Origin of the sequence: Chamaesiphon minutus PCC 6605, from assembly GCF_000317145.1 — a bacterium.
GTDB lineage: Bacteria > Cyanobacteriota > Cyanobacteriia > Cyanobacteriales > Chamaesiphonaceae > Chamaesiphon > Chamaesiphon minutus.
Genome location: NC_019697.1, coordinates 3,734,150 through 3,759,591 on the forward strand (window position 1 = coordinate 3,734,150; position 25,442 = coordinate 3,759,591).

Below are 25,442 nucleotides of genomic sequence, written 5' to 3' on the forward strand. Positions count from 1 at the left end.
TATTTTAACCGATCGCTGAATATTGGGGTTGCCGATGTAGGCTCGATCTTGCTAATCGAATCAACGGCTCGACGAACGACTGTTAATTTAATGTCGATTCTATATTTACAGCCTATTTTATGACATTTCTGATTGCAGGATCGAGTTATTCTCGCTCGGCCATTATACCTAACATATATCTTATCCCCGCTACTCCCTACCCTTTATTCTCTACCCCCTATGGCTAGACCGATCCAACAAGTCGAACAAGATTTGACTCAACTGAGAAAAGCTAGTAGTCAACTAGGCCAAGAATTGACTGCGGCTTATCAAAGTTACTTTACCAGCCTAGCATTAACACTCAGAAAACAGTCGATTCAAGGTTGTTATTATTTGTGTACGACTTGTTATCCCGAAGCTTTCTTAAAATTAAATTACGATCGCCGCACCCAGTTACTCATCACCTTAAAACGCGTCATTCGGAATGTCATTAGCGATCTCGTCGTGCATATCGAACCCCACCGTCCTAAACATCGTCCCACTGATGAGGATGAGCCGACAGGAGAGTTAACTTCGATTCCGGTAATGCCAATGGATTGGTTTGAAACGCCAGCATCGCTGGCAACTTGGCAACAGAATATCGAAGCCGAGATCGGCCATAGTTTGAAAGAGATTTCTTATAAGGTAAATCTGCTGTTGCAGCAAGCACAAATTATGCCGCCAACTATTCCCAAACAAATATTAGAAGCCAGTGCTGAAGCCGATCGTCAAGGTGGTAGTACGGCAAATGTTCCGAATATTTTAAGTATCCTAATCGAACGAGAGACTACTGGCGGACACATACCAGAAGATAATGCCGACGATCGATTGATGTTATCTACTGCCATCGAACTCGATCGAGCCGATGAGTCACCGCAGATCGTGCAAATTCATAGCCTCTATCTACGTTTGACCGAAGTTGAGTTTTCGGATGTGACTGTCTTAAGTTTGCGAAAAAACATCAGTCAATTGGTTGATAAAGTTAACAAGCTCCGCCGTGAGTACATCCACAAGCAACAAGAACTAAAAATCGCCGAAGCTGAATCAGCTTGGCGCAATAGTTGGTTTGAAGATTAATTAATAATTGATAAGCGATAAGCGATCGATTAAAATTAGAGGATATTGGGTGTAGGTTGGGTTGAGACTCGAAACCCAACAGCACCAATGTTGTAGTACAGTCAGCGATCGATATTTAATTAAGCGTAACTACTTAGATTAAATGTCTAGCATTTTAAAGTAAGATTTTCAAATCCTAATGTTAAATTTCGAGATTCATGTCTGATGCTCCTGATTGGTCGAGAATTCAAAAAGCGTTAGCGGTCGAAGCGCAGTATGGCTACACCGATCTAGTCGGGCAACAATATCGCTTTGGTGAGTTTTTGTGTTTGAGTTTCGGAAAACCACCAGCGCATACAACTTCTAAAGATCGCCAACACTGGCGCGAATTAGCTTTTGAATTCGATAAATATCACGACCTTACACTTGTCGAACGTAGAGAATTAATTGCTAGAGCCAGCCAATTTCTGACAGTCGCCGAGCAAGTTTGCGCTCATCAGCATGGCGATCGATCGGTACCTGCACCGACGGTAAATGAATCGCCGCGTCAAATTATCCCCAGCAAACCGACAGCCAATCTTAAGGTTGCACCCGCCACAATTCCAGTACGGGGAGATACTAATTTAACACTCGATCGATATCTACGAGATATTCCTAAACTTGGCATCCGTAAAGCCGAGATTTTGGCGAGATTGGGATTATTAACCGTCAAGGATGTTTTATATTACTATCCGCGCGACCATATCGACTATGCCAAACAGATAAACATCATCGAATTAGAACCAGGTACCACTGTTACACTGGTAGGCATAGTTAGAAAAATCAACTTTTTTACTAGTCCCAAAAACAAGAAGCTTAACGTCTTAGAACTCACCATCAAAGATGAAACCGGACAACTCAAAATTAGTCGCTTTTATGCTGGGACTCGCTACAGTAGTCGCGGTTGGCAAGAATCCTTAAAACGTAAATATCCCGTCGGCAGTTGGATTGCTGCATCGGGCTTAGTCAAGCAGGGGAAATATGGCATCAATTTAGATAATCCCGAAATCGAAGTCTTAGCAGATGCCGATGCGAGTATTTCCTCTCTTAAAATCGGGCGCGTATTACCCGTATATCCTCTCATTGAAGGCGTTTCCGCAGATGTCGTCCGCGAAGCCGTCGTGACGGTGTTACCTGCTGCCGAGCAATTAACCGATCCTTTGCCCAAAGTCGTGCGCGAACAATATGGATTGATGGAACTCGCCGCATCAATTCAGAATATCCATTTTCCTGAAGATAGCGATACCAAAGAAGCCGCACGACGGCGATTGATTTTCGATGAGTTTTTCTATCTGCAATTAGGCTTCCTGCAACGTCGCCATCTGATGCGTCAGGTGCATACTCAGGCAATCATTACCCCGACAGGAGTATTAATCGATAGGTTCAGGGAACTACTACCCTTTCAACTCACCAACGCTCAACAACGAGTAGTGAGCGAAATCCTCTCAGATCTCCAACTACCCGCACCGATGAATCGCTTGGTGCAAGGTGATGTCGGTTCGGGCAAAACTGTAGTAGCCGTACTAGCAATTTTAGCCGCAATTCAATCTGGCTATCAAACCGCATTAATGGCTCCAACCGAAGTACTCGCCGAGCAACATTATCGCAAACTCGTCGGCTGGTTCAATCTCTTACATTTACCCGTCGAACTCCTGACGGGTTCTACCAAAGCAGCTAAACGCCGCCAGATCTACAGCGAATTAGAAACAGGCGAACTCTCGATCGCCGTCGGCACCCATGCTTTAATTCAAGATAAAGTCAACTTCCGCAACCTCGGCTTAGTCGTCATCGACGAACAACATCGTTTCGGCGTCTTCCAGCGCGCTAAATTGCAGCAAAAAGGCTCCCAGCCGCACGTTCTCACCATGACCGCTACGCCCATCCCCCGCACCCTCGCCCTCACGCTCCACGGCGATTTAGACGTCAGCCAGATCGACGAATTACCAGCCGGACGCCAGCCAATTCAAACCAACGCTGTCAATAGTCGCCAGCGCAGTCAAGTTTACGAACTAATGCACCGCGAAATCGCTCAAGGGCGACAGGTATATATCGTCCTGCCCCTGGTCGAAGAATCCGAAAAACTCGACCTCCGTGCCGCCACCGAAGAACACGAGCGGTTGGCCACTGAAGTCTTCCCTCAATATCAAGTCGGCTTACTCCACGGACGCATGAGTTCGGCAGATAAAGATGCTGCGATTACTGCATTTCGCGATAATCTTACCCAAATTATTGTCTCCACAACGGTCATCGAAGTCGGCGTAGATGTACCTAACGCCACCGTCATGTTGATCGAAAATGCCGAACGCTTTGGTTTATCCCAACTCCACCAATTACGCGGACGCGTCGGACGGGGCGCGCATCGTTCTTACTGTTTACTGATGAGCAGCAGTACCTCAGGCGATGCCAAACAACGCTTACAGGTGCTAGAACAATCCCAAGATGGATTTTGGATCTCTGAGATGGATATGCAATTACGCGGCCCCGGACAGGTGCTAGGCACCCGTCAATCGGGGATGGCAGATTTTGCCCTAGCCAGTTTAGCAGAGGATGGCGAGGTACTAACGATCGCGCGCGATGCAGCAGAAAAAGTGATTTTACAAGATAACGACTTGAGCGAGTCGCCACGATTGAAAGCAGAACTAGATTATCGGTTTCAAAAACTGATGGGGGGAAGTATTCTGACTTAAATATTGAGGGATTCTCTGTCGCATTGATTGGATAGATTGATAGTCAATTTCCATATATGTTGTGAGAACTTTATCTCCTAGGTAGTTACACTGATTGTAATTATAAGTAAATAGATAAACTAACTAATTTAGGTCAAGTTCATGATTGGGGTGATAATAATTGGAACATCGGTAAAGTCCCTAATCTTCATAGTTTAATACCATATTCTTTGGAAGCACGCAAGCCTGTTTTTGACTGTACATCAAAAGATGGACTGAATGGTGCCCATATTACTCGTGCTCGCGAATCAAAACAGCACTTCGATCCAATAGTTTCCAAATTATTAAAAGTTCTATAGTTAATTAAGAATTAACTATAAATAAATTTAATGAAGACAATCGAGTTTATATCTCTAAAAGCTCAATTGTCAATATCAAGACATCTTAAAAATTCAAACAAGTATTTAAAGAATATTTTTGATATAATTCAATTGATAAGATGTATTTCACATAATGAACGATCGAATCGAAGTATACGGTTATCATGGAACGAGCCAAACTAAAGCTGCCAGTATCCTCAAAAATGGATTCCTTTCCAGTGACAATGATTATGATTGGTTAGGTACGGGTATATATTTTTTTCAGGATGCTCCAATGAGAGCCAAAAAATGGGCAACAGAAATGCATCCAGATGAACCAGCGGTAATTTGTTCGCTAATAGAGTTAGACAACTGTATAGATTTATTTGATATCATGTGGTTTCCCATACTTAAAAACGTCTATAATCTATTTGATGAAGAGTATCGATCGACAAATAGACCTTTCCCCAAACAAAATCCATCTCGATCTAAAGCTCACCGCTTAGACTGTGCATTTTTCAACTATGCTAGCCAGTTTCTTTCCCGTCAGGGACAGATCGTAACAAGTATAAGAGCAGTTTTTGTAGAAGGCGAGTGCATATTTCCCGATTCAGCAATTTTCGATCTAGCTCATGTCCAAATAGCAGTTAGAAATCCTGCTGTAATTAAAGAATCTTATCTAGTCTAAATTTAAGGAGTCGAGCTGATGCTAGATGTAAATAAATGCAAGGAAATACTAGAAAATCATTTTGCCACAGTAACTCATGAGGAATTCTTGGCTAATTTAGAAGAATTTTGCCCAGAATTATTTGAAGCAGGTTCTGATGAAATGATGTCTGATAAGCTTCAAGATGTAGAACTTTATCAGCAAGCAAAGCAAGAGAGTAAACTAGAAATTGCTCCTAAACTTTTGAAGAAAGGGCTAAGTATTCAGGAAGTAGCTGAAATCCTCGAATTGGATGTACAGCTTCTCACCAAATAAATAATTCAGATATAGAGAAATATTTGACTCATCGAGTCAATAAAAAAAGGCGGATATTACCCACCTTTTTTTATATTTAAACTAATAAAAAACTATTCCCATTCAATCGTGCCAGGTGGCTTGGAAGTGATATCATAAACCACGCGGTTGACACCTTTTACTTCATTCACGATCCGGTTAGAAACAATCTCTAGAAACTCATACGGCACCTTCGACCAATCGGCAGTCATCCCATCTTCACTAGATACACAACGTAAAACGATTGGGTGTGCGTAAGTGCGTTGGTCGCCCATGACGCCGACACTATTAACATCTGCGAGTAGCACCGCGAAAGCTTGCCAAAGTTTGTGATAAAGTCCCTGTTTATTAACTTCCTGACGAACGATTAGATCGGCATCGCGGAGAATATTTAGCCGCTCGGCGGTAACTTCACCAATAATCCGAATTGCCAAACCGGGGCCGGGGAAAGGTTGACGTTGGACGATTTCTTCTGGTAAACCGATCGAGCGTCCGACTTTACGCACTTCATCTTTAAATAATTTGCGTAAGGGTTCTACAAGTTTAAATTGCAAGTCTTTAGGCAAGCCGCCGACGTTGTGATGGCTCTTAATTTTGACCGCGACGCGTTCGCCAGTTTGCGGATCGACATTGGTGTCTGCCGATTCGATGACGTCGGGATATAATGTGCCCTGTGCGAGATAATCAAATGGCCCCAATCGTTTTGATTCTGACTCGAATACGCGAATAAATTCAGCACCAATGCGTTTGCGTTTGACTTCGGGATCGGTAACGCCTGCGATCGCATTAATAAACCGTTCGCGCGCCATTACATATTCAACTTTGATATGGAATTGGTCTTTGAATAAGGTAACTAATCGTTCTGGTTCGAGCTTGCGCATGAACCCTTGATCGATGAACATACACGTCAATCGATCGCCGATCGCGCGGTGTAATAAGAATGCTAAAGTCGAAGAATCAACACCACCAGATAATGCCAGTAAGACTTTTTTATCGCCTACGCGCGCGCGAATATTGCGGATGGCTTCTTCGACAAATGCTTCCGTCGTCCAAGTAGGTTGACAAGCGCAAATATGATAGACAAAGTTGCGAATCAGGGCGAGTCCACCAACTGAATGTACGACTTCGGGGTGAAATTGGACGCCATATAGTTTGCGCTGATGGTCGGCGATCGCCGCGCAGGGTGTATTCTCAGTATGCGCCAGCAGCTCGAATCCAGTCGGGAGGCGTTCGCAAGAGTCGCCATGACTCATCCACATGATCGAACCTTCCTCGACATTCGTTAGCAGGTCGATCGGATCGTCGATGAGAATTTCGGCTTTGCCATACTCGGCTTTTTTGGCTTTGATAACTTCGCCACCAAGCTGCTGCACCATGAGCTGCATTCCATAGCAGACACCCAAAACGGGAATGCCGAGATTCCAGATTTCGGGGTCGCATTGGGGCGCACGATCGTCATAAACGGAGCTAGGGCCGCCAGAGAGAATAATTCCCTTCGGATTTAGTAATTTCAGTTGCTCGGCAGTAGTGCGATAAGAGATAACTTCAGAATAAACTTGAGTCTCGCGAATTCTACGGGCAATTAGTTCGGAATACTGGGAGCCGAAGTCCAGAATGACGACCATTTGATGATTTAAGCTTACGTGTTCTAAAGGATTAGCGGTAAGCTGAAGATCTGTTGAACTAGTTTCGGTTTCTGTTGTCACTGCGGACTCCCTGGGATTTGATACGTGTAGACGACTGGAGCTACGACCGTCTGGATTTGAGATGACTGACTCTACGATTTGAAGAGTGCGATCGAGCGAGATTTTTACTAAGTAATTAAAAAAATTATATTCGATTAAATTTAGCACAATTGGGTCAAAAATGTTCTGCCAGTTGGACTAGTGGCAATAACTCGCCGCTGTCGATCGAATACTACGGAACCGACACTTACAGATTGCTGACTTTGGCTATAAATGTATGTTTGCGATCGATTATCGATCCGCTCGGTGAGATATCCGTAAATCTGAGTTACCCAATTACTACCACCGTCAGAACTTATCTGGAGATATTTCAGGACATCTTCTGCCGTCTCACAGTCGAATAACTCTGACAAGTGTGCTGCGGGTAAACCCATCCGCGCCGCTGCTGCAACCAAAATCTCTAATCGACCATCAGCTAAATGGTGATGTGTGTGAAAAATTCCCCCCGCCAACTTGATTAACTTGCCGTGATAGCCAAATAGTAATAACTTGGGCACTCCTAAGCTGCCCGCCTCAGCTAATAATGGCCCCAACCAATTTGCCGTCTTAATAATTCGATCGCGTTTAATTCCCATCTGCTGTGCCAGATCTAACCCATTTTCCCCAATACAAAACACCAACGGCAAGCTCTCCGAGTCCCCCCCTTTCCCCCTCTCTCCCTCTCCCCACTTCCCCCTCAACTCCGTCAAACAAGCCTCCAACTGTCCCGGCGCACTCAACGGTTGCGAAATACCCGTCGTCCCTAGCAACGATAAACCTTCAACTACTCCAAATGCCGCATTTGAAGTCCGAGTTGCGAGGATTCTGCCTGCGGGTAAAATAATCGTCACCCGAATTTTTTGTGCTGGCGTCAGTAAGAGGCCTAGATTCGCCTGTAAGAGCTGTCGAGCGTATTTATAGATAGCAGGCAGATCGTCGAGATTTGACTGCTTGCCGACCCCTTCACCCCCCACTAGCGCGATCGTTTCGACCTGGCTGGGATCTGCCCATTCCACGACTGCCCAAACTGGAGTATCGCGCGTTAAATCTAAATTGTCGCCAGGATCGCTATGAGTAATACCTAACGCCATTCCTGACTGAATCAGCGCGACTTGCGCGATCGAAATTTCTACCCGTTGGGGTGGGGTAATTAAATCGATCGTCACAACTGGCTTATTTGTCGGAGAAGATTGTTGTAGACACTGCAAAGCCGCGATTGCGCTAGCAGTGGCAAAGACGGGTAAGGTATAACCAGAGCGCATGAGACAGGGAATAGGGGATATTAATTAGTTTAGATCTAGGGGCACCCCTACAAGTTATCTGTAGGGGTGCCCCTTACGGGTACCTGTGGGTTGTAGCAGTAATAATATCTACGAATTGTCTCGATGCGTTCTATCAATTTACGGTTTTGGCCGATTATCCTCAAATTTCCAGGCTCCGCTTTCGACCAATTGTAGATCTTCGACCTGCTGGATTTGTTGTTTTTGGTAGATAGCCAGATCGAACCAGAAGGTCGTACCTACACCCACCGCGCTGGTAATATTAATTTGAGTGTGATGTTTCTCAATAATATTTTGGACGATCGATAGTCCCAATCCAGTGCCCTCTAAAGTATGGACGCGGTTCTCAACTCGGAAGAACCGATCGAAAATTGCCTGCTGATCTTCGGGATCGATGCCGATTCCGGTATCGACAACTTCTACTCTAACTACATCCGAGGTAATCTCATCGCCAACCTCAGGAGTTAATATCGCGCGATGAGCGCGAAGAGTGACCTTGCCATTCGCTTTGGTAAATTTGAGGGCATTACCGACCAGATTTGCTAGCACCTGGAGGATCAAATCGTAGTTACCTAAGATAGATGGCAGTTCGGGTTCGATATCTTGACACAGTTCGATGCCTTTGTCTCTGGCATTAAGCTGATAGGTACGTAAGGTTTGTTCGATCGCTCGATCGAGTTCGACGGCATCGAAGAGGTAGGTATGAGAAGATTCTAACTTGGATAAATCTAAGACGTCATTTACCAATCGCGTCAGTCGATCTGTTTCCCGATTAGCAGTGTCGAGAAATTCGCTACGCTCGTCTTTAGTTAGTTCATCGCCATATTCATGTAAGGTTTCGATGAATGATTTGATATTAAATAGCGGCGTCCGCAATTCATGCGAAACATTACTAATGAATTGACTTTTCGCTTCATTCAATTCTACCTCGCGAGTAATATCTTGAATCGTCATCGCGATCGCGCGGACATTTTCTTTAACCGGATCGAGTACGTTGGTAATTAAAATTCTCACCGTCCGCTGTCCGGGTTGATTGAGTGTAATCCGAAATTCTTCGCCTTCGAGTTTGCCCGCAGCCACTTGATACAGGGGGCGTGCGAGTTCGGCAGATACGCTCCCAGGTAAAACGTGCAAGACATTAGTCCCATTTAAATCCAGATGATCCCAACCAAAGAAGCGACGCGCGTTGGGATTGACTAAGACGATATTGAGATTATTATCGATCAGTACAGCACCATCAGCGATCGTGGTGACGAGGGTTTCTAGCTTAGCTTTTTCGGCAGTTAATTCATCGATATTTTGTTCTTCAAATATCTCTAGCTTTTCTGCCATTTCATTAAAGCTATCGATCAATTCTCCCAGTTCGCCGCCTAAAGGTAAATCGATCCGTTGCTTAAAATTACCAGAGGCAATATTCTTAACACCAGAGAGTAATTCTTTAATCGGTTTGGTAATTTGGAGAGCATTAAATACCGCCCCCAAAATTACCATCACCCAAATCGATACAAATACCGCGATCGTGACATCTCTGGTCAATCCGGTGGACGCAACTACGGTAGGATTGGGATTGATGCCGATCGCGAGCGTACCTAAGAATTTACCCTCATGTTCGATCGGTACGAACACATCGGTGACGATCCCTTCTGGCGTCTGATGTTGGCGTACTAAGGGCAAATCGTGATTTCCGCTGCTTTCTGGTAAGTGAATGCGGCGTTCGATCATTAATGAATTTTGCACTTCTGATTCGGAAAAGGGAATCCCCAGCCGAATCCCACCAGCATCATCAGCATAGAGGATATACCTCAGACTAGATGTGCTGTGATAGAAGCGGTTGGAAAAGCGCGCGACAGCCGTCAAATCGTTCTCGGCTAATTGGGGGGCGATATTCGCCGCCAACAGCAGCCCCAAATCTCGCCCGAAGCGCGTATCGTTGATCCGTGCATCTGCTTGAATGGTATTGACAGCCCAAAAGGTTAAGCCACTCACAATCAGCGACACCACCAAAGTAGCTGCTCCCATCAGTTTGGTTTGGAGTGTAAACTCCATCCACCAATGGCGAATGAGGTCGCGCAATTTGTCAAACATGGCTAGCATGAAGTGGGATAGGGGATAGCGAAAATAGACTCTATAACTAGCAATATTTTCTAGGTGCGACGAGTACCATTTGGTTCGATATATCTACAGATGTCAGGCTGTATCCACTCTCACTATAACAGCGATCGCCCAGATGACCGGAAGATTAACACGTTGTATAAGCTGGATATCTCGTGATGGATAGTGGATGGTGGATATTTGCCTCGAAGTTCCCTCTAGGTTTAGCGCAACCTTGCAGCGAGACAACCTCCGAGTGATGTGCGCCAACAGAGGTTTCCTCCAAGTTAAGCGCGTCAGCGATTCCAGACAAGACAAGACATAGGGGATCTAGATCCCGAGGCTCTGGCGGGATGAGGGTAGCTTGGGTTTTCGATCGCAGGCGAAGGGTTTGTGACGATCGAGTCTTTACTTATATTTAAGATTTATACAGCTCCACTCCAAGCGATTCCAGACAGTACCAACAGTCCAGCCATGTTGTTCGAGTACATGGGAAACATCAGCGACTTGGCTCGATAAAACCCCACTTAATATCGCCCAACCTTTGGGTTTGACGAGTGCGGACATGGATGGTGCTAATTGGATAATAACATCGGCTAAAATATTGCAGACAAATCCATCTACAGGCTCGGGAAGCATCGCACGCAAATGTTCGATACTGCCCAATTCAACAACTAAATTTGGGGCAGGAATACCATTTAAATCGCGATTTTCACCAGTTGCTTTGACGGCTAAAGGATCGTTATCGACAGCATAAATCTGTTTGGCACCTAACAAGAATGCAGCAGTAGAAAGAATGCCAGAACCGCAGCCCAGATCGGCAATGGTCGAAGCAGTACCGGGTTGTAAGCGCATTTCCAGAGCTTCGAGACATAATTGAGTCGTCGCATGAGTGCCCGTGCCAAATGCCACACCAGGGTCGAGTTGGAGGATAATTCGATCGGTTTCTTTTGGTACTTCCAACCAGGCTGGATTGATTAATAATCGATCGCCGATTGGTTGTGGTTGCCAATGTTGCTTCCAACTACTAGACCAATCTTCTTCATCGATGAGATTGCATCTAGTTACAGGTAGTGGACTGCCGATTTCGTTGGCATCATCTTCTAATTGCAACGATAGATCGGAAATCTCTAATAGTTTGACTTGAGTTTGAGGAATATAGGCAGAAATTAAGATTTCTTTGCCTTGTTGCTGAGTAGACATTCCTTTGCAGCCAAATTCACTCAGTCTCCAAAAGATATTTTCTTCGAGATCTGCCGTGCAATCGATTTTAATTTCCCACCAGCTATTAGACATGATTGTAGATATCGCCGGATAAATTCTAATAACTTTGTTTAGATATTAACTGTGGTGAATAGATAATTATCTTTCACCACAGTATCACAATCTGGAGCGGGATTGAAGTAAGCGCGGTTAACTAATATGGGCGGGGGTGGATGGGTAATGAATTTTGGATTTTGGATTGCGGATTGCGGCTCTCACTCGTCGGGAAACCCGACGGTATAGAGAGACAGCGACACATCGAACGAGAGATTGTGTGCGTTAAGACAAGACAGCGGATTGGAAATGTCCTCCCTCTCTCCCAGTCTCCCCGCTCCTCGCTCCAGTTAGCTAGTCAAAGTCACAGTATAAGCGTCGCTAATTCCCGTTACTTGTTTGATTTCGTTCAAGATGCCATCGGGTAAAGGATCGTCGAGGCTCAATACCATTACAGCATCGCCTCGGACGATTTTGCGTCCGACTTGCATACTGGCAATGTTGACATTAAATTTGCCGAGTAGGGAACCGATAATTCCAATAATTCCCGGTACATCTTTATGCACTGTGAATAGCATGTTTTGAGTCGGTACTACGTTGACGGGGAAATCATCGACGCTAGTAATCCGCATTTCGGCATCACCCAACAGCGCACCCGTGACCGAATGTTGACCTAAAGAACCTTTAGCAACTAATTTGAGCGTCGCTGTGTAGTCGCGCACTGAGGCGTCGCGAGTTTCGGAGACGTGAATGCCGCGCTCTTTGGCTTCGATGCCAGCGTTGACGTAGTTTACTCGTTCCCGGAGTGCGGGTGATAATAACCCTTTGAGCGCAGCAGTGACGATCGGTTTGGTTTGTTGTTCGGCGAGATCGCCATATAAACCTACCTGAAGATCGTTAATGCGTCCACCAGCCAGTTGACTGACCATATTACCGAGAGTTTCGGCAAGTTGGAGATAAGGCTTGAGTTGGGCGATCGCGTCTGGGTGCAAGCCAGGAATGTTCACCGCAGACCGGGCTGGTAGCCCCAGCAAGACGTCCCGAATCTGTTCGGCTACATCGATCGCGACATTCACCTGCGCCTCGGCTGTAGACGCGCCTAGATGGGGCGTGAGGACGATTTCTTTACCTAGCGATCGCAATTCGGATTCGCCTAAAGGTTCGACGCCAAATACATCGATCGCCGCACCAGCAATGGTACCTGCTTTGAGGGCAGCAGCCAAAGCTGCTTCGTCGATAATGCCGCCGCGCGCGCAGTTAATAATCCGCGCTTGGGGTTTCATTTTTGCCAGCGTTTCGGCATTAATCAGATTTGTCGTTTCTGGCGTCTTAGGAATATGGAGCGTGATATAGTCCGATTCGCGGAAAATCGTATCTAAATCGACCAATCTGCAACCGAGTTGCTCGGCACGTTCGGCAGAAATAAACGGGTCGAATGCCAATAATTTCATGCCCATGGCTTTGGCAACGGTAACGACGTGGGAACCAATTTTACCCAAGCCGACAACGCCGAGTGTTTTCTTATAAACTTCTGTACCGACGAACTGTTTGCGGTTCCATTGACCGCTTTTCATCGATCGATCGGCTTCGGGAATGTAGCGAGACATCGATAACATCATTGCCAGAGCGTGTTCCGCAGCAGCAATCGTATTACCTTCAGGAGAATTAACTACCACGATTCCTTTCCGGGTGGCGGCGGGGACATCCACATTATCCACACCCACACCAGCACGTCCGACAATCTTGAGATTGGTAGCAGCTTCGATAATTTCTTTGGTGACGCGGGTTTCCGATCGAATCATAATCGCATCGTAGTCACCGATAATCCGCGCTAATTCCGCTGGTGGTAAGCCAATTTTAACGTCCACTCGAGCGACTTGCGAGAGGATATCGATCCCCGCTTGGTCGATTGGGTCAGAAACAAGAACTTTAGACACGATCGGTTTAAGTAGGATAAAGGTCAGTGCAATAGCACATTCTAACTGGATAAGTTGTCTAACGGGGTTATCCTTTGGCTCAATTTTACAATCTATACTGGATGACGACCCTTGCTAGCCGACCCCATTTGGATTGTGGATTGTAGATTGTGGATTGTAAAATCCATGCATAGCAAGGGTTTTGCTTACTCATCTATCGTTACTATTTTTTTAAGTTTGGTTATGAGTTTTATCTCCTCAGTCCGCACCCGATCGATGAGATCGCCTTGGCGGAGCCTGCCGTTAGACACAGCGTCGGCTCTGCCGAATCGATCGAAATTCTTTTATAATTAAATTATTATGGATACTAATTATCTCGTGGCTGTGTTATCCGATCGCATCCAAGCTGAATCGGCTTATACTTTGTTGGAGCAACAAGGTTTACCCTTGAAAAAAGTGACGATCCTCGGTCGCGGCTACAAAACTGCTGATGAATTTGGCCTGATCGACCCCAATGAAGTCGCTCGCAAACAAGCCAAACTGATGGCGATTTGGTTGATTCCATTTGGCTTTTTGGCTGGCATCGGCTTTAGTTTAACTACCAATTTACACACATTTGCCTGGGCCGGAGAAATCGGCGATCGACTCATTAGCGGATTGCTCGGTGCCTTTGGTGGCACCATGGGGAGTATCTTCATCGGTGGCGGTGGTGGCATTGCCTTTGGTACTGGGGACGCGCTCCCCTATCGCAATCGGATTAATGCAGGTAAATATCTAATTGTTGTCGAAGGTTCGCAACTACTCCTCCAGCAAGCCACCACAATCCTCCGCAAATTCGACCTCGAAAATATCAAAACCTACACGGATATGTATCAATAAAAAACTGTCAGGTTGGTGCTGTTGGGTTTCGTGCCTTAGCCCAACTATCAACTATCAACTATCAACTATCAATTATCAGATGCTTCCAAGAGAAGAATTATTAAAACGCGTCGAAAATCGGGAAGTCGTTGCTAGAGCGATCGATTTGGCCGATCGCGCAATCAAGAATTGGGAAGTCGTCGAAACAGATTTCCTGTCTCCACCAGAAATTGCCGAAATCAAAAGCGTATTTAGCCGTCTTAGCGACGTCGAAATTATCGCCACAGGTGGCTATCCCCAGGCTGAGAGACAGCGACTGGGCATCTGTCGGGCTGAATTACCATTTGAACCCAGCCAAGTGCCCCTAGCGGCCATTCAGATTGCCGGAAATTTCTTATTCGATCCGCCGACGCATCGTGACTTTTTGGGTGCGATGTTGGGTTGTGGCATCGTCCGCGACAAAACAGGTGATATCATCGTGCTGGGCGAACAAGGTGCTCAAGCGATTGTCGCCCCAGAATTGGTGGAGTTTTTAGAAACTAATTTAACTCAAGTGCGATCGGTTCCGGTTAAGACTCAACGGATCGATTTGAGTGAATTAAAGATTCGCGAACCGAAGAAAAAAGAAATGACAACCGTCGAAGCTTCGCTCAGATTGGATGCGATCGCGTCTGCTGGTTTTGGGATGTCTCGCAGTAAAATGGTCGATCTAATTTCAAGCGGTGATGTCCGCGTCAATTGGAAAGAAATCGGTCAATCTGCTCACGCACTCAAAGCTGGAGATCTGGTTGCCATTCGCGGCAAAGGTCGATTAGAAATTGGTGAAGTAGCGATTACTAAAAAGGAACGCTATCGTGTTAATTTAACTAGATATATGTAGCAAAAGTAGGGTGGACACTGCCTACCGCAAAGATTTAAGATGTTTGCGGTAGGCTAGATATATTCATTAATTTATTTGAATATATTGCAATCGGTAAATAAACGATCGATCGAAGTTGAGATGATGTGAGTGGTGGGCACTGCCTACCCTACTCAGGTTCAAGCTGTCTATTCTGATGGTTGGCAGTGCCCACCTTACTCTAAAGACTATCGATTGATTCTAAAATTCTAAAACCTAAAGCCTAATTACCATGCAAGTTCAATTTCGTGAGTTCAGTCAATTTGATGTGTGGTTTTGGTTAGAATTTGCTAATGTCCCGTCAGAACAAGAAAAAAAGTTAGTCGAAGAAGTGTTTTCTTCATGGTTCTTTTTGGGCAAATTAGGTGGGTTTAATGCCGAAAATACTCAAGTTCAAGAAACAGGATTGGAACTAAGTTATATGGATTATGACAATGATGCTGCCGATAGCACGATGATGTCATTGATGCATAATATGGGTGATTTTGAATATGAAGGTAATTGGGGACGCTGTTGGCTAGATTTAGGAACTAGCGACTCGATCGCAATCGATATTTTAATCAATTCTCTCGCGCAATTGAGCAAAGAGTATGTAGAAATTCTCCAACTATTAATTGGTGGTGAAAACGAAGATTGGGAAATCGATCCTAGTTATAAAGAATCATTGTTTCAAGATATTAATTAATCGAAATAATTTATTATTAGCATAACAGCGGCGGTGCAGTCATTTGGGCAGTTCACCAGCCCAAAGCTTTGCAGCGAGCTAATCTAGTAAGTTCGTCTCCAATAGATAAGTCTTCGATCGGCTAAATCTCCTTGCCAGTCTCACTATCGAGCGATCTAGATCGCTCGATAGTGAGTCGATCTAACGGAGATCGAGTCTAAATCTATCACTCGACAGATGTCTTGGCAACAATTAATTGTGAGACTGTAAAGGGTAAGCTGACAACCTAACGTCAGACTTTGTGCGAGACTAATACCCCGATTTCAGTAAATTTGTAAATGGCTTGTTGATGTTTGAAAGTGTTTCCGAATCGATCGGACAACCTGCGAGCATCGATCGACTTCTTATTTGGACTGCAATCGTTGTGTATAGGTGGAAAAATTATGCGAAATCCTCGGACGAATATTAGAAAGATCGCCCAGAACATATTGACAAAGGAGCCAACTAAGATTGGCATAACTTCACCCTCATACGAGCGAGATGTCGTAGCAATGGCACCGCACAAAACACAGCCAGTCAAACGGCTATTTTTATGGGAAAAGTTATTCGCCTCGATCTCAGTGGGACTGGGGATAATGATGATGGGAGTAGGGGCGATCGAATATCCTGGGCAATCTACCGCGCTCCGTCAAGTCACACTCACAGAATCGATCGATCGGCAGCCACTGCAAACAATCGCTACCACTTCAGATTTGCCAGCTAAACAAAACAGAATTACCACAGCTCCAGGTACCAAGCCAGATCCGATCCAAATTGCCCAAGCTGCTTTGCAAGAAGCAAAAACAGCACTTACCCTGTCACGAGCTGATGTAGCTCAAGCGGATATCAATATCCAAACATTTAAAAAAGATTACGATCGCGATCGAGAGCTGTATAAACAAGGCAAAGCAAGTAGTCAACAATTGGCACAAGCCAAGAGCGAATATGACTTTGCCCAGCAACAAAAGAGATATGCGCTGCACGGATTAAAACAAGTAGAGCAACAGGTAGAGGCTGCTGAAGCCGCTCTCGATACAGTACGATCTCAATTGCGATCGAGTAAAATCTGCTCGCGACGCTCAATCCGTAAATCGGGAGCATAAATACCATCGATACCAGATCGAGGCAGTTAACACCCGATCTTCTAAAGCGGTTTCGACCGTTCCAATTAGAAGTATGAAACGCTCGTCAGTGCTTGACTCCATTCTCAATCCGCTATTGCCCTTAGCATTAATTTTGGGACTGGTACTGTTACTCAACTTGAATGTTGGGCAAACAACGGGAGAAGCTGCGGCGGCGCACAGTGCTCCAGCATCATGGCTAAAGTTGCTAATCGGTTATTTAGAAAGTGGTGCAGAAATTGCGGCAGCGATCGTCATTGGCTCGTCCGTAATTCGAGGATTTATCGTCTATGTTAAGCAACTTTTTTATCGAAGGCAACATATCGATGCCACCGAGCAAATCCGCCTACAATTGGGGCGCGGGTTAGCCTTGGGATTGGAATTTACGGTAGCTAGTGATATCCTCCGCACAGCCATTGCCCCAACGCGGCAAGATATTCTCAATTTGGGTGCGATCGTGTTGCTGCGAACGCTACTAAACTACTTCCTAGAGCGTGAAATTAGACAAGGCGAAGAAAGAAGTAAATCTGACGAGTAGAATAATCGATTTCCTAAAAAATGCCCAAAATTTAGAGCAGGGGCAATTCATAAATTATCCCTGCTCTAAATTTTAGATAATATTTCTTTGGCAACGCGATCGCATACACCAGTCTCGCCTAATACCGCCCGCATTTGACTATAATCAGCCAACATCCGAGCGCGACGTTCTATATTTAAAATTAGTTCGAGACTTTCGACAGCAATCCGAGCTGGATTGGCGTCATCTTGCATTAATTCCGGTACGATCGATTTTACAGCGATCAGATTGGGTGGCGACATATAAGGAATCGAGAATTTGAGAACGTGCTTGGCAATCCAAGCTGTTACCCTACTTACCCGATAGATTGTAACTTGAGGAATATTTAATAGTGCTAGCTCTAAACTGACGGTACCGCATTTGGTAATTGCTAAATCTGCTGATGAGAGGACGAGATCGGCATTTTGGGTAATTAAGGTAGCGTCGATTTGATATGCTTTAATTTGGCTTTCGATCTCTGCTTGAAAATCGGGACGAGAGAGAGGAATCCAAAACCGGACGTTAGGTAATTGAGACTGAATTTTTCGTGCTGCTGCAAAAATGGCTGGCAGTAAATATTTCAATTCTTGTTTTCTGGAGGCTGGAATTAAGGCGATCGCAACTTCATCTTCAGTAATTCCTAGCTTATCGCGAGCGACTTCGCGGCTGGGTATAGTTGCAACTCGATCGACTAAAGGATGTCCGATAAATTTAGCCTTTGCTCCTTGCTGTGCAAAATAATGTGCTTCTCCAGGAAAGATTGCAAAGATTTCATCGGTAAATTTAACAATTGCTTGAGTATTTTTCTTGCCCATCGACCACACCCATTCCTGTGGGGCAATATAATAATAAATCGGTACTTTTGGCAATTCAGTATGAGCGTAATTACCGATCTGGATATTGGTCGCGATATAATCAATTAAGATAATGATGTCGGGTGGTGTTGTTTGTAAATACTGTTTGGCAATATTGCGAACTTGAGTTGAGGAGCGTGCATAAATTAGAGCTTCCCAAAATCCCATCGCACTAATTACCGCAGTATCGACGAGGATTATTGCGCCTGCTGCGGCCATTTTACTGCCCCCGAGTGCGACAATGTTTAGATCTATTCCCGCTGCTGCACCTAGTCGCTTGAGTGCTGTGACGAGCAAGGCACCTTGAAGATCGCCAGAGACTTCTCCGGTACTAATAAAGATTGTTTTCACTGAGTGGATAGTGGATAGTGGACAGTTGATAGTTGATAGTGAATAGTTGCTGGCGTAAATTCACTGGTTACAATTTGGCTAAAATTTCTACGGCGACGCGATCGCATACACCAGTATCGCCTAAAGCTGCACGCATTTGACTATAATCGGCTAACATGCGATCGCGACTTGCTTTATTTAAGATTAGTTCGAGACTTTCGGCGGCAATTCGATCGGGATTGGCTTCGTCTTGCAACAATTCGGGCACGATCGATTTCATCTCGACCAAATTAGGTGGCGACATGTATGGAATCGCAAATTTGAGTACATTTTTAGCGATCCAAGCGGTGATTTTACTAACTCGGTAAATAACCACTTGTGGAATGTTAAGCAGAGCTAATTCTAGTGTGACAGTGCCACATTTGGTAATGGCTAAATCTACTGCCGACAGCACTAAATCAGGATTATTAGTAACTAAATTAGCATTAATTTTATATGCTTTAATTTGGCTTTCGATCTCTGCTTGAAAATCTGGACGAGATAGCGGAATCCAAAATCGTACATCGGGTAATTTAGCCTGAATCTGCTGTGCGGCCTCAAATATTGCTGGCAGCAAATATTTCAATTCTTGTTGGCGAGAAGCAGGAATGAGCGCGATCGCCGTTTCATCTGGAGTAATACCCAACTTTTCGCGGGCAACTTCGCGACTGGGTATTGTTGCAATTCGATCGACTAAAGGATGCCCGACAAATTTGGCTGTAGCTCCTTGCTTGGTAAAATATTCTGCTTCGATCGGGAAAACCGAGAAGATTTCATCGACAAAACTAGCAATTAGTCGCGCGCGTTTATGTTGCCTCGGCCATACCCAATCTTGAGGGGCGATATAGTAAAGAATCGGAATATTTAGGCCGATACTTCTGGTATATTTACCGATGGCAATATTCGGATCGACATAATCGATTAAAACGATCGCATCTGGTGGCGTGGTTTTTAAATACTCTCTGGCAATCTTTCCAGCTTGAATTGAAGGCTTAATAAAGGCGGCGTGCTCGACAATTCCCATCGAACTAATTGATGCAGTGTCCGCTAGCACTTTCGCCCCGGCTGCGGCCATTTTAGTACCACCGAGGGCGACAATATTCAGGTCGATACCCACTTTTTCAGCTTGTTGTCTGAGTGCAGTAATTAGCAACGCACCCTGAAGATCGCCAGATACGTCTCCAGTGGTAATGAAGATGGTTTTTGGTTGAGTCACTGAAATAGTCGATGTTGATTGGTAAAATAGTGGATAGTGGATAGTGGATAGTGTTTGGGGACTGGAAAGGCAAGGAAAAGATCGAGAGCCAAACACACAATAGTTGGAAACTATCGACGATCGAAATACTTTAACTATCCACTATCCACTATCCACTAAATTAGTCACCCTTATTATCCACTGATTTACCAGGAATCGGGCCTCTGCGCTTGTTATCTTTCTTTCCTTCGATCGATTGTCTCAAGAATCTTTGCAGGTGTTGAACGCTCTCGTAGCTGGGGAATAAATCCAAATCTTCCAGAGCTTGAGCGAGCGTTTTGTGGGAGTAATAAATCGTCCGAAATGCTTTTTTGAGAATGGCGATTTCTTCAGGGGTTGCTCCCGCGCGATCTAAACCGACAAAATTGAGCGAACGGACTCTAGCGGGTGTACCTTCAACGATCGTATAGGGGGGTACATCTCGCTGAATCCTGGTCATGCCGCCGATCATTGATAATCTACCGACGCGCACGAATTGATGGATGCCCAATACGCCGCTAATTACAGCCTCAGATTCGACGTAAACATCGCCAGCTAAAGATGTTGCGTTGGCAATTTTGACATTATCCTCGATCGTACAATTGTGAGCCACATGAACGTAAGCCATCAACAGATTGTGATTGCCGATGACGGTAGCTTCGCCGATGCCTGTGGCGCGGTTGATGGTGACATACTCGCGAATCCGATTGTAGTTACCAATTTTGACCCACGTTTCGCCGCCTTTGTATTTTAAATCTTGACTTTCTAAACCGATCGCCGCTCCCGGGAAAATCTGATTGCCAACGCCAATAATAGTCGGCCCTTCGATGATGGCATGGGCACCGACTGTAGTTCCCGCACCGATTTTAACATTCTCGCCGATAATCGCATAGGGGCCGATTTGCACAGTCGGGTCGAGTTCCGCGCTAGGATGCACCACAGCGGTAGGATGAATTCGTGTCATTAACATTGCTACTCCAGCCATCTTGTCATTTTCCTGCCATTGGGTTATCGGTGATGCAGATGCTTTGCATATTCGCTTGGTTTACAGTTGCGAACCCAACCTACCGAGCCGACTTGGATGAGTTGGAAGCTAATGCCATTTCCCCGTGTCATAGTCGCAGGAATTTGGTACTTTTCACTGTTTGCATAGGCGAGGGCACAAGCTATTCAACGAAGGGGTTGCAAGTTAGTCTTCAGACAGTAATTTAGTGCCTTACTCACTATTATGCCCAGGTTGAAAGATGCTAGCACTTTATATCTGCTGTGGATCTTCGTTGGCAAAGTCTCTCCTCCGGAGAATTGCCAATGTATCGATTACACTTCTACTAGAGCAAACATGAGATCTCCAGCAGCAGCTAGTTGACCATCGACTTCAGCGCGCGCGTGCATCTTGGCAAATCGACGACGTTTAAACGCTTGGAGTTCCACTGTCATGATTAATTGGTCTCCCGGAACTACTTGCTGACGAAATTTAGCTCCATCGATTCCGGTAAATACAAATAATCCGCCATTATATTCAGGAAGTTGTGTCAAGACAATTCCACCAACTTGTGCCATTGCCTCGATAATCATTACTCCAGGCATGAGTGGATGTCCGGGAAAATGTCCTTGAAAAAAGGGTTCGTTAAAGGTGACATTTTTGACCCCAACCGCTTTTTCTCCCGGTACGAAGTCGATAATCTTATCGACGAGCGCGAACGGGTAGCGATGGGGGAGCAGTTTGTGAATTTCCTGGATGTTAAAGGTCTTTTTGGGTGGATTGGCGTCGTTGGTATGCTCTGGTTCGTCAACAGTGGCAATGGTATCTTGAGATCGATCGAGGGTAGTGGACATTAGACCTACTATGTTTGGTGATTTTTTACTAATCGCTGGTCGATAGATGCTAAGTGTGCAATGATGTCTGGATTTAATATCCCATGTCGTGGAGCCTTTGTGCCAATCGGACGTGTAATTGGTGACTGGCTTTGTATGCGAGGAAATGTGCTTGGGGAAATTTGCCTAGCAGACTGAGATCCCCAATTAAGTCTAATAGTTTATGACGCGATGGCTCATTTGGGAATCGTAATGGCGGATTCAACCACTGTCGATCGTCACAAACCAACGCATTATCTAAGCTACCACCTTTAATTAAACCTGCCGATCGCAACTGTTCGATCTGATGTGCCAATCCAAATGTGCGCGCGGGAGCAATTTCGATCGTAAAATCCTCTTTATCCGATCGCCAACTATGCCACTGATTGCCAATCGGCGTTACGTCAAAATCAATGCCGTAAGTAAATTGCAGCACTGGCGATGGTAAGGCCGCGACAAAGATGTCATCTTGTTGAATCCAGACGGGTTCTGTTAGCACTCTAGACGTGGCAATATTGCGTGGGACTGGCTCGATCTGGGATCTGACGATCTTCTCTACCCAAACTCGTGCCGAACCGTCTAGTAGCGGCAATTCCGCCCCATCGATTTCGATCCGTGCATCTTCAATTCCCAGTGCAGCTAATGCCGCGAGTAAATGCTCTACCGTCCTTACCGATGCTCCATTTGCCGTCAGTTCGGTGGAAAGGGTCGTCTGGCTCACATTGGCAATGTGCGCCGGAATCTGGGGGGCATCTGGCAGATCCACCCGCACGAAATACCGCCCCAGTCCTGGCTCTGTTGGCAAGATTCTCAAGGTAGTAGTTACACCAGAATGAAGCCCAATACCTTGGACTTCACAGATATTTGAAACAGTAGACATTACACTGTAATTTAAGGTGTCGAAATAGCAGTCGATTTTCCAACGGAGCGGATGCAATGATCTGCGCTCGATCGAGCGTAGGCTCCGCCAACGGTGTTAATTATGACACGTATCGCTCCGCTTTTAATATCTGTCAGTGGTAGTAAATGTCTGGCTATTACGCTATTAATCGAGCAAAACCGGACTGACGATCGAGCGATAGTCGATCGCATCTATTGCGACTTACAATCCTAGCTAGAAATAACACTCGAAAATGGCGAACACAGCGATCTCGTTTGAATCTCGATCTCGATCGACGTTGCTAAATTGATGGATGAAACCCTTGGTAGGGGTAATTCATGAATTACCCCTACCAAGGGTTTCATGGGTTGCATCATCTGTTAATCATACATGGAATCAGCAATACCGAAATCGCAGCTTGTGGTGCGAAGTTCGCCGTCTTGACGCGCTTTCCCCTCGATAAACAACGGCGTGCGCGCATAGCCTATGCGGACTAACTAATTTTCAGATTAACAAAAGAAGTATCGATACAGATGTGGCTAACATCCGGATGTTATTTGTAGAAGTATCGCTCGACGCAATTCTTAATCTTACAAAAATAGCTATGCGATTTCGTGCCAAAACAATAAACTTCACATGTGGATATAGCTCGAATGCCAATTTGATAAATTTATTTACACTAGATAACGACAATTTGCGATCCGCTCGCCCGTAATTAAGAAATCGTTAACGCGGGTCAAACTTTTAATATCGATCGCTCGGTATAAGTGAGGTAATTAATAGTTTTAATCTTGCTAGCCTCTGTCCGATTGCTGTACTTGCTCTAGCTCCGAGCCTACCAATATTCACATTAAATAAATTTCAGCGATTGCTAACCTGGTTGAGGTACTGGGGGCATAAGCATATTTAGCGAGCGGATCTTAACATTATTATCTCGATCGATATGTATACTGTCTAACAAAAAAACTCGGCACTTCGATTGTTTAGTAGTTATGTTTTGATACTAGCATTTTTGTTGCAAGAATGTATATTGATATACATTTATCAACGAATGAAATAGTTAATAATTCTGCAAGACGAGCCGAGCGATATCGTTACGGTCGATCGATTCGAGCTTTATTTTGAGCGATAGTACCACTTACTTCGCCCTAAATTTTTGAAATTAATTTAATTACAGCAGTAGTTGGGGTATGCGATCTATTATGATACCAAAAAAGGAAGGTTTCATGACTAAAGGTACGGCTACGTTGGCAAAATTTAAAAGTAGAAAACAAGCTACAATACTTGGATAGTTAACGAAACATTAGATGATGATTATTTAGATTGAGTTTAAACCCAATTAAATCCAATTAAATCCAATGAACCTTCATCAGAAATCAAAATTCGATCGAACTGATAATGCATCAGTTTTTTCACCTCTAGAGATGTTGGGTATTGCCTTACTTTACCCAACATCCGCCACCGTTACACATACTCCTAACTCATCATCCGTATCATGCCTAAAACCTTATTCAATGTAGATCTGACCAAACCGATGGATAAGCAGGACATGCCCGGACACAACCGCTGGCACCCCGATATCCCCGCCGTTGCATCTGTCAATCCTGGCGACATTTTTCGGATCGAGTGTAAAGACTGGACGGACGGACAGATTAAAAATAACGACAGCCCTGACGATATCCGCGATGTCGATTTGAGTGTCGTACACGTACTGAGCGGGCCAATTTGGGTCAATGGTGCCGAGCCAGGCGATATTCTGGTGGTGGATATCCTCGATATCGGGGCCTTACAGGGCGACGAATGGGGCTTTACGGGTATCTTCGATCGAAATAATGGCGGCGGCTTCTTGACCGACCATTTCCCTAATGCCGCGAAGGCAATTTGGGACTTAGAGGGGATTTATACCAAGTCTCGGCATATCCCTGGCGTCCGGTTTGCAGGTATCACTCACCCTGGTTTGATTGGCTGTGCCCCCTCCCACGAGCTGCTAGCGACCTGGAATAAGCGGGAATCGGAATTGATGGCTACCCAGCCCGACAGACGCACTTATGGGGCTGGTTTTGCGGGAGATGTGCCTGTCTTGGCAACATTACCCAATCCGACAAATGCGATTTTGGGTACTTTAGCTGGCTCGGAATTCGATCGAGTCGCAGCCGAAGCCGCACGGACGGTGCCACCCCGCGAACATGGTGGTAATTGCGACATCAAAAATCTCTCGAAGGGTACCAAGATTTATTTCCCCGTCTATGTCGAAGGGGCCAAATTATCGATGGGCGATATCCATTTCTCTCAAGGGGATGGGGAAATTTCCTTCTGTGGCGCGATCGAAATGTCTGGTTTTATCGACTTACATGTGGATATTATCAAAGGCGGCGTAGAAAAATATGCGATGGTAAATCCGATTTTTAAACCCGGCCCAGTCGAGCCGCATTATTCTGAATACCTAATCTTTGAAGGAATTTCGGTCGATGAATTTACAGGCAAGCAGTATTTTATGGATGTGCATATTGCCTATCGTCGTGCTTGTCTCAATGCGATCGAGTACCTGAAAAAGTTTGGATTTACAGGCGAACAAGCCTATCTCCTGCTCAGTTGCGCCCCAGTTGAAGGCCGAGTCAGCGGTATCGTAGATGTCCCCAATGCCTGTTGTACTGTCGCCATTCCTACCGCAATTTTCGACAAAAATATCTTACCCGTTTGATTTGAGTT

General features: G+C 45.2%; 21 protein-coding genes. 11 read left to right on the forward strand and 10 right to left on the reverse strand.

The genetic code is table 11. From position 1 onward, the window contains the following. Positions 1-219 precede the first annotated feature (219 nt). From CHA6605_RS17090 to CHA6605_RS17105, 4 genes are all read left to right on the forward strand, one after another. Positions 220-1,095 carry a hypothetical protein gene (locus tag CHA6605_RS17090; RefSeq protein ID WP_015160662.1) on the forward strand — a complete coding sequence of 292 codons (876 nt, stop codon included), beginning with the start codon at positions 220-222 and terminating at the stop codon, positions 1,093-1,095. A gap of 197 nt (positions 1,096-1,292) precedes the next feature. Then, a complete protein-coding gene (gene recG / locus CHA6605_RS17095) occupies positions 1,293-3,800 on the forward strand; it encodes an ATP-dependent DNA helicase RecG (RefSeq protein WP_015160663.1) in 2,508 nt (835 codons plus the stop codon). Positions 3,801-4,292: 492 nt separating this feature from the next. Further along, positions 4,293-4,826, forward strand: a complete 534-nt coding sequence (locus tag CHA6605_RS17100) for a poly(ADP-ribose) polymerase family protein (RefSeq protein ID WP_015160664.1) — start codon at positions 4,293-4,295, stop codon at positions 4,824-4,826. 18 nt (positions 4,827-4,844) lie between these two features. Continuing rightward, positions 4,845-5,120 carry a hypothetical protein gene (locus CHA6605_RS17105; protein WP_015160665.1) on the forward strand — a complete coding sequence of 92 codons (276 nt, stop codon included), beginning with the start codon at positions 4,845-4,847 and terminating at the stop codon, positions 5,118-5,120. Between the two features lie 92 nt (positions 5,121-5,212). On the opposite strand, the gene guaA is transcribed toward CHA6605_RS17105, so the two are convergent. The 5 genes from guaA to serA all read right to left on the reverse strand — a co-directional run bounded on the left by guaA (position 5,213) and on the right by serA (position 13,427). Then, positions 5,213-6,763 carry a glutamine-hydrolyzing GMP synthase gene (gene guaA, locus CHA6605_RS17110; RefSeq protein ID WP_051039019.1) on the reverse strand — a complete coding sequence of 517 codons (1,551 nt, stop codon included), beginning with the start codon at positions 6,761-6,763 and terminating at the stop codon, positions 5,213-5,215. A gap of 221 nt (positions 6,764-6,984) precedes the next feature. Then, entirely contained in the window at positions 6,985-8,124 is a 1,140-nt protein-coding gene (gene cbiD / locus CHA6605_RS17115; RefSeq protein ID WP_015160667.1) for a cobalt-precorrin-5B (C(1))-methyltransferase CbiD, read from the reverse strand. A 138-nt stretch (positions 8,125-8,262) separates the two neighbouring features. After that, on the reverse strand, positions 8,263-10,236 hold the full coding sequence (gene nblS / locus CHA6605_RS17120) for a two-component system sensor histidine kinase NblS (protein ID WP_015160668.1): 1,974 nt from the start codon (positions 10,234-10,236) through the stop codon (positions 8,263-8,265). Positions 10,237-10,641: 405 nt separating this feature from the next. Beyond that, complete coding sequence (prmA, locus tag CHA6605_RS17125) at positions 10,642-11,529, reverse strand: 50S ribosomal protein L11 methyltransferase (RefSeq protein ID WP_015160669.1); 888 nt, start codon at positions 11,527-11,529, stop codon at positions 10,642-10,644. 311 nt (positions 11,530-11,840) lie between these two features. Then, the gene (gene serA, locus CHA6605_RS17130) at positions 11,841-13,427 is read right to left on the reverse strand and encodes a phosphoglycerate dehydrogenase (protein WP_015160671.1); all 1,587 of its coding nucleotides are present in this window, start codon (positions 13,425-13,427) and stop codon (positions 11,841-11,843) included. A gap of 339 nt (positions 13,428-13,766) precedes the next feature. On the opposite strand from serA, the gene CHA6605_RS17135 reads away from it, so the two are divergent. From CHA6605_RS17135 to CHA6605_RS17160, 5 genes are all read left to right on the forward strand, one after another. Continuing rightward, complete coding sequence (locus tag CHA6605_RS17135; RefSeq protein WP_015160672.1) at positions 13,767-14,285, forward strand: hypothetical protein; 519 nt, start codon at positions 13,767-13,769, stop codon at positions 14,283-14,285. Between the two features lie 79 nt (positions 14,286-14,364). After that, positions 14,365-15,144 carry a photosystem II electron transport protein, Sll1252 family gene (locus CHA6605_RS17140; RefSeq protein ID WP_015160673.1) on the forward strand — a complete coding sequence of 260 codons (780 nt, stop codon included), beginning with the start codon at positions 14,365-14,367 and terminating at the stop codon, positions 15,142-15,144. Positions 15,145-15,394: 250 nt separating this feature from the next. After that, positions 15,395-15,847 (forward strand): DUF3531 family protein, encoded by a 453-nt coding sequence (locus CHA6605_RS17145; protein ID WP_015160674.1) that lies wholly within the window; start codon positions 15,395-15,397, stop codon positions 15,845-15,847. Positions 15,848-16,269: 422 nt separating this feature from the next. Continuing rightward, the gene (locus tag CHA6605_RS17155; RefSeq protein WP_015160675.1) at positions 16,270-16,968 is read left to right on the forward strand and encodes an efflux RND transporter periplasmic adaptor subunit; all 699 of its coding nucleotides are present in this window, start codon (positions 16,270-16,272) and stop codon (positions 16,966-16,968) included. Between the two features lie 73 nt (positions 16,969-17,041). Further along, positions 17,042-17,524, forward strand: coding sequence for a DUF1622 domain-containing protein (locus tag CHA6605_RS17160; protein ID WP_015160676.1), 483 nt, complete (start codon positions 17,042-17,044; stop codon positions 17,522-17,524). Between the two features lie 65 nt (positions 17,525-17,589). On the opposite strand, the gene lpxB (CHA6605_RS17165) is transcribed toward CHA6605_RS17160, so the two are convergent. The 5 genes from lpxB (CHA6605_RS17165) to lpxC all read right to left on the reverse strand — a co-directional run bounded on the left by lpxB (CHA6605_RS17165) (position 17,590) and on the right by lpxC (position 22,733). Next, on the reverse strand, positions 17,590-18,747 hold the full coding sequence (gene lpxB / locus CHA6605_RS17165) for a lipid-A-disaccharide synthase (protein ID WP_015160677.1): 1,158 nt from the start codon (positions 18,745-18,747) through the stop codon (positions 17,590-17,592). Between the two features lie 67 nt (positions 18,748-18,814). Then, positions 18,815-19,981, reverse strand: coding sequence for a lipid-A-disaccharide synthase (lpxB, locus tag CHA6605_RS17170; protein WP_015160678.1), 1,167 nt, complete (start codon positions 19,979-19,981; stop codon positions 18,815-18,817). A 160-nt stretch (positions 19,982-20,141) separates the two neighbouring features. Next, positions 20,142-20,984, reverse strand: a complete 843-nt coding sequence (gene lpxA, locus CHA6605_RS17175) for an acyl-ACP--UDP-N-acetylglucosamine O-acyltransferase (RefSeq protein ID WP_015160679.1) — start codon at positions 20,982-20,984, stop codon at positions 20,142-20,144. A 332-nt stretch (positions 20,985-21,316) separates the two neighbouring features. After that, positions 21,317-21,835: a 3-hydroxyacyl-ACP dehydratase FabZ gene (fabZ, locus tag CHA6605_RS17180; RefSeq protein ID WP_015160680.1), complete on the reverse strand. Its 519-nt coding sequence runs from the start codon at positions 21,833-21,835 to the stop codon at positions 21,317-21,319. 73 nt (positions 21,836-21,908) lie between these two features. Further along, positions 21,909-22,733 (reverse strand): UDP-3-O-acyl-N-acetylglucosamine deacetylase, encoded by an 825-nt coding sequence (gene lpxC / locus CHA6605_RS17185; protein ID WP_015160681.1) that lies wholly within the window; start codon positions 22,731-22,733, stop codon positions 21,909-21,911. A gap of 102 nt (positions 22,734-22,835) precedes the next feature. Between lpxC and CHA6605_RS36255 the strand changes: the two genes are divergently transcribed. Together CHA6605_RS36255 and fmdA are read left to right on the forward strand one after the other, a co-directional pair. Further along, entirely contained in the window at positions 22,836-22,967 is a 132-nt protein-coding gene (locus CHA6605_RS36255; RefSeq protein ID WP_269744496.1) for a hypothetical protein, read from the forward strand. Between the two features lie 1,261 nt (positions 22,968-24,228). After that, positions 24,229-25,434, forward strand: a complete 1,206-nt coding sequence (gene fmdA, locus CHA6605_RS17190; protein ID WP_015160683.1) for a formamidase — start codon at positions 24,229-24,231, stop codon at positions 25,432-25,434. Positions 25,435-25,442: the final 8 nt, after the last annotated feature.

Bases quoted from the DNA above. Each gene is read 5' to 3' on its own strand.
- CHA6605_RS17090 (WP_015160662.1), top strand. From the start codon at position 220: ATGGCTAGACCGATCCAACAAGTCGAACAAGATTTGACTCAACTGAGA.
- recG (WP_015160663.1), top strand. From the start codon at position 1,293: ATGTCTGATGCTCCTGATTGGTCGAGAATTCAAAAAGCGTTAGCGGTC.
- CHA6605_RS17100 (WP_015160664.1), top strand. From the start codon at position 4,293: ATGAACGATCGAATCGAAGTATACGGTTATCATGGAACGAGCCAAACT.
- CHA6605_RS17105 (WP_015160665.1), top strand. From the start codon at position 4,845: ATGCTAGATGTAAATAAATGCAAGGAAATACTAGAAAATCATTTTGCC.
- guaA (WP_051039019.1), bottom strand. From the start codon at position 6,763: ATGGTCGTCATTCTGGACTTCGGCTCCCAGTATTCCGAACTAATTGCC.
- cbiD (WP_015160667.1), bottom strand. From the start codon at position 8,124: ATGCGCTCTGGTTATACCTTACCCGTCTTTGCCACTGCTAGCGCAATC.
- nblS (WP_015160668.1), bottom strand. From the start codon at position 10,236: ATGCTAGCCATGTTTGACAAATTGCGCGACCTCATTCGCCATTGGTGG.
- prmA (WP_015160669.1), bottom strand. From the start codon at position 11,529: ATGTCTAATAGCTGGTGGGAAATTAAAATCGATTGCACGGCAGATCTC.
- CHA6605_RS17135 (WP_015160672.1), top strand. From the start codon at position 13,767: ATGGATACTAATTATCTCGTGGCTGTGTTATCCGATCGCATCCAAGCT.
- CHA6605_RS17140 (WP_015160673.1), top strand. From the start codon at position 14,365: ATGCTTCCAAGAGAAGAATTATTAAAACGCGTCGAAAATCGGGAAGTC.
- CHA6605_RS17145 (WP_015160674.1), top strand. From the start codon at position 15,395: ATGCAAGTTCAATTTCGTGAGTTCAGTCAATTTGATGTGTGGTTTTGG.
- CHA6605_RS17155 (WP_015160675.1), top strand. From the start codon at position 16,270: ATGCGAAATCCTCGGACGAATATTAGAAAGATCGCCCAGAACATATTG.
- CHA6605_RS17160 (WP_015160676.1), top strand. From the start codon at position 17,042: ATGAAACGCTCGTCAGTGCTTGACTCCATTCTCAATCCGCTATTGCCC.
- lpxA (WP_015160679.1), bottom strand. From the start codon at position 20,984: ATGGCTGGAGTAGCAATGTTAATGACACGAATTCATCCTACCGCTGTG.
- fabZ (WP_015160680.1), bottom strand. From the start codon at position 21,835: ATGTCCACTACCCTCGATCGATCTCAAGATACCATTGCCACTGTTGAC.
- lpxC (WP_015160681.1), bottom strand. From the start codon at position 22,733: ATGTCTACTGTTTCAAATATCTGTGAAGTCCAAGGTATTGGGCTTCAT.
- CHA6605_RS36255 (WP_269744496.1), top strand. From the start codon at position 22,836: ATGACACGTATCGCTCCGCTTTTAATATCTGTCAGTGGTAGTAAATGT.
- fmdA (WP_015160683.1), top strand. From the start codon at position 24,229: ATGCCTAAAACCTTATTCAATGTAGATCTGACCAAACCGATGGATAAG.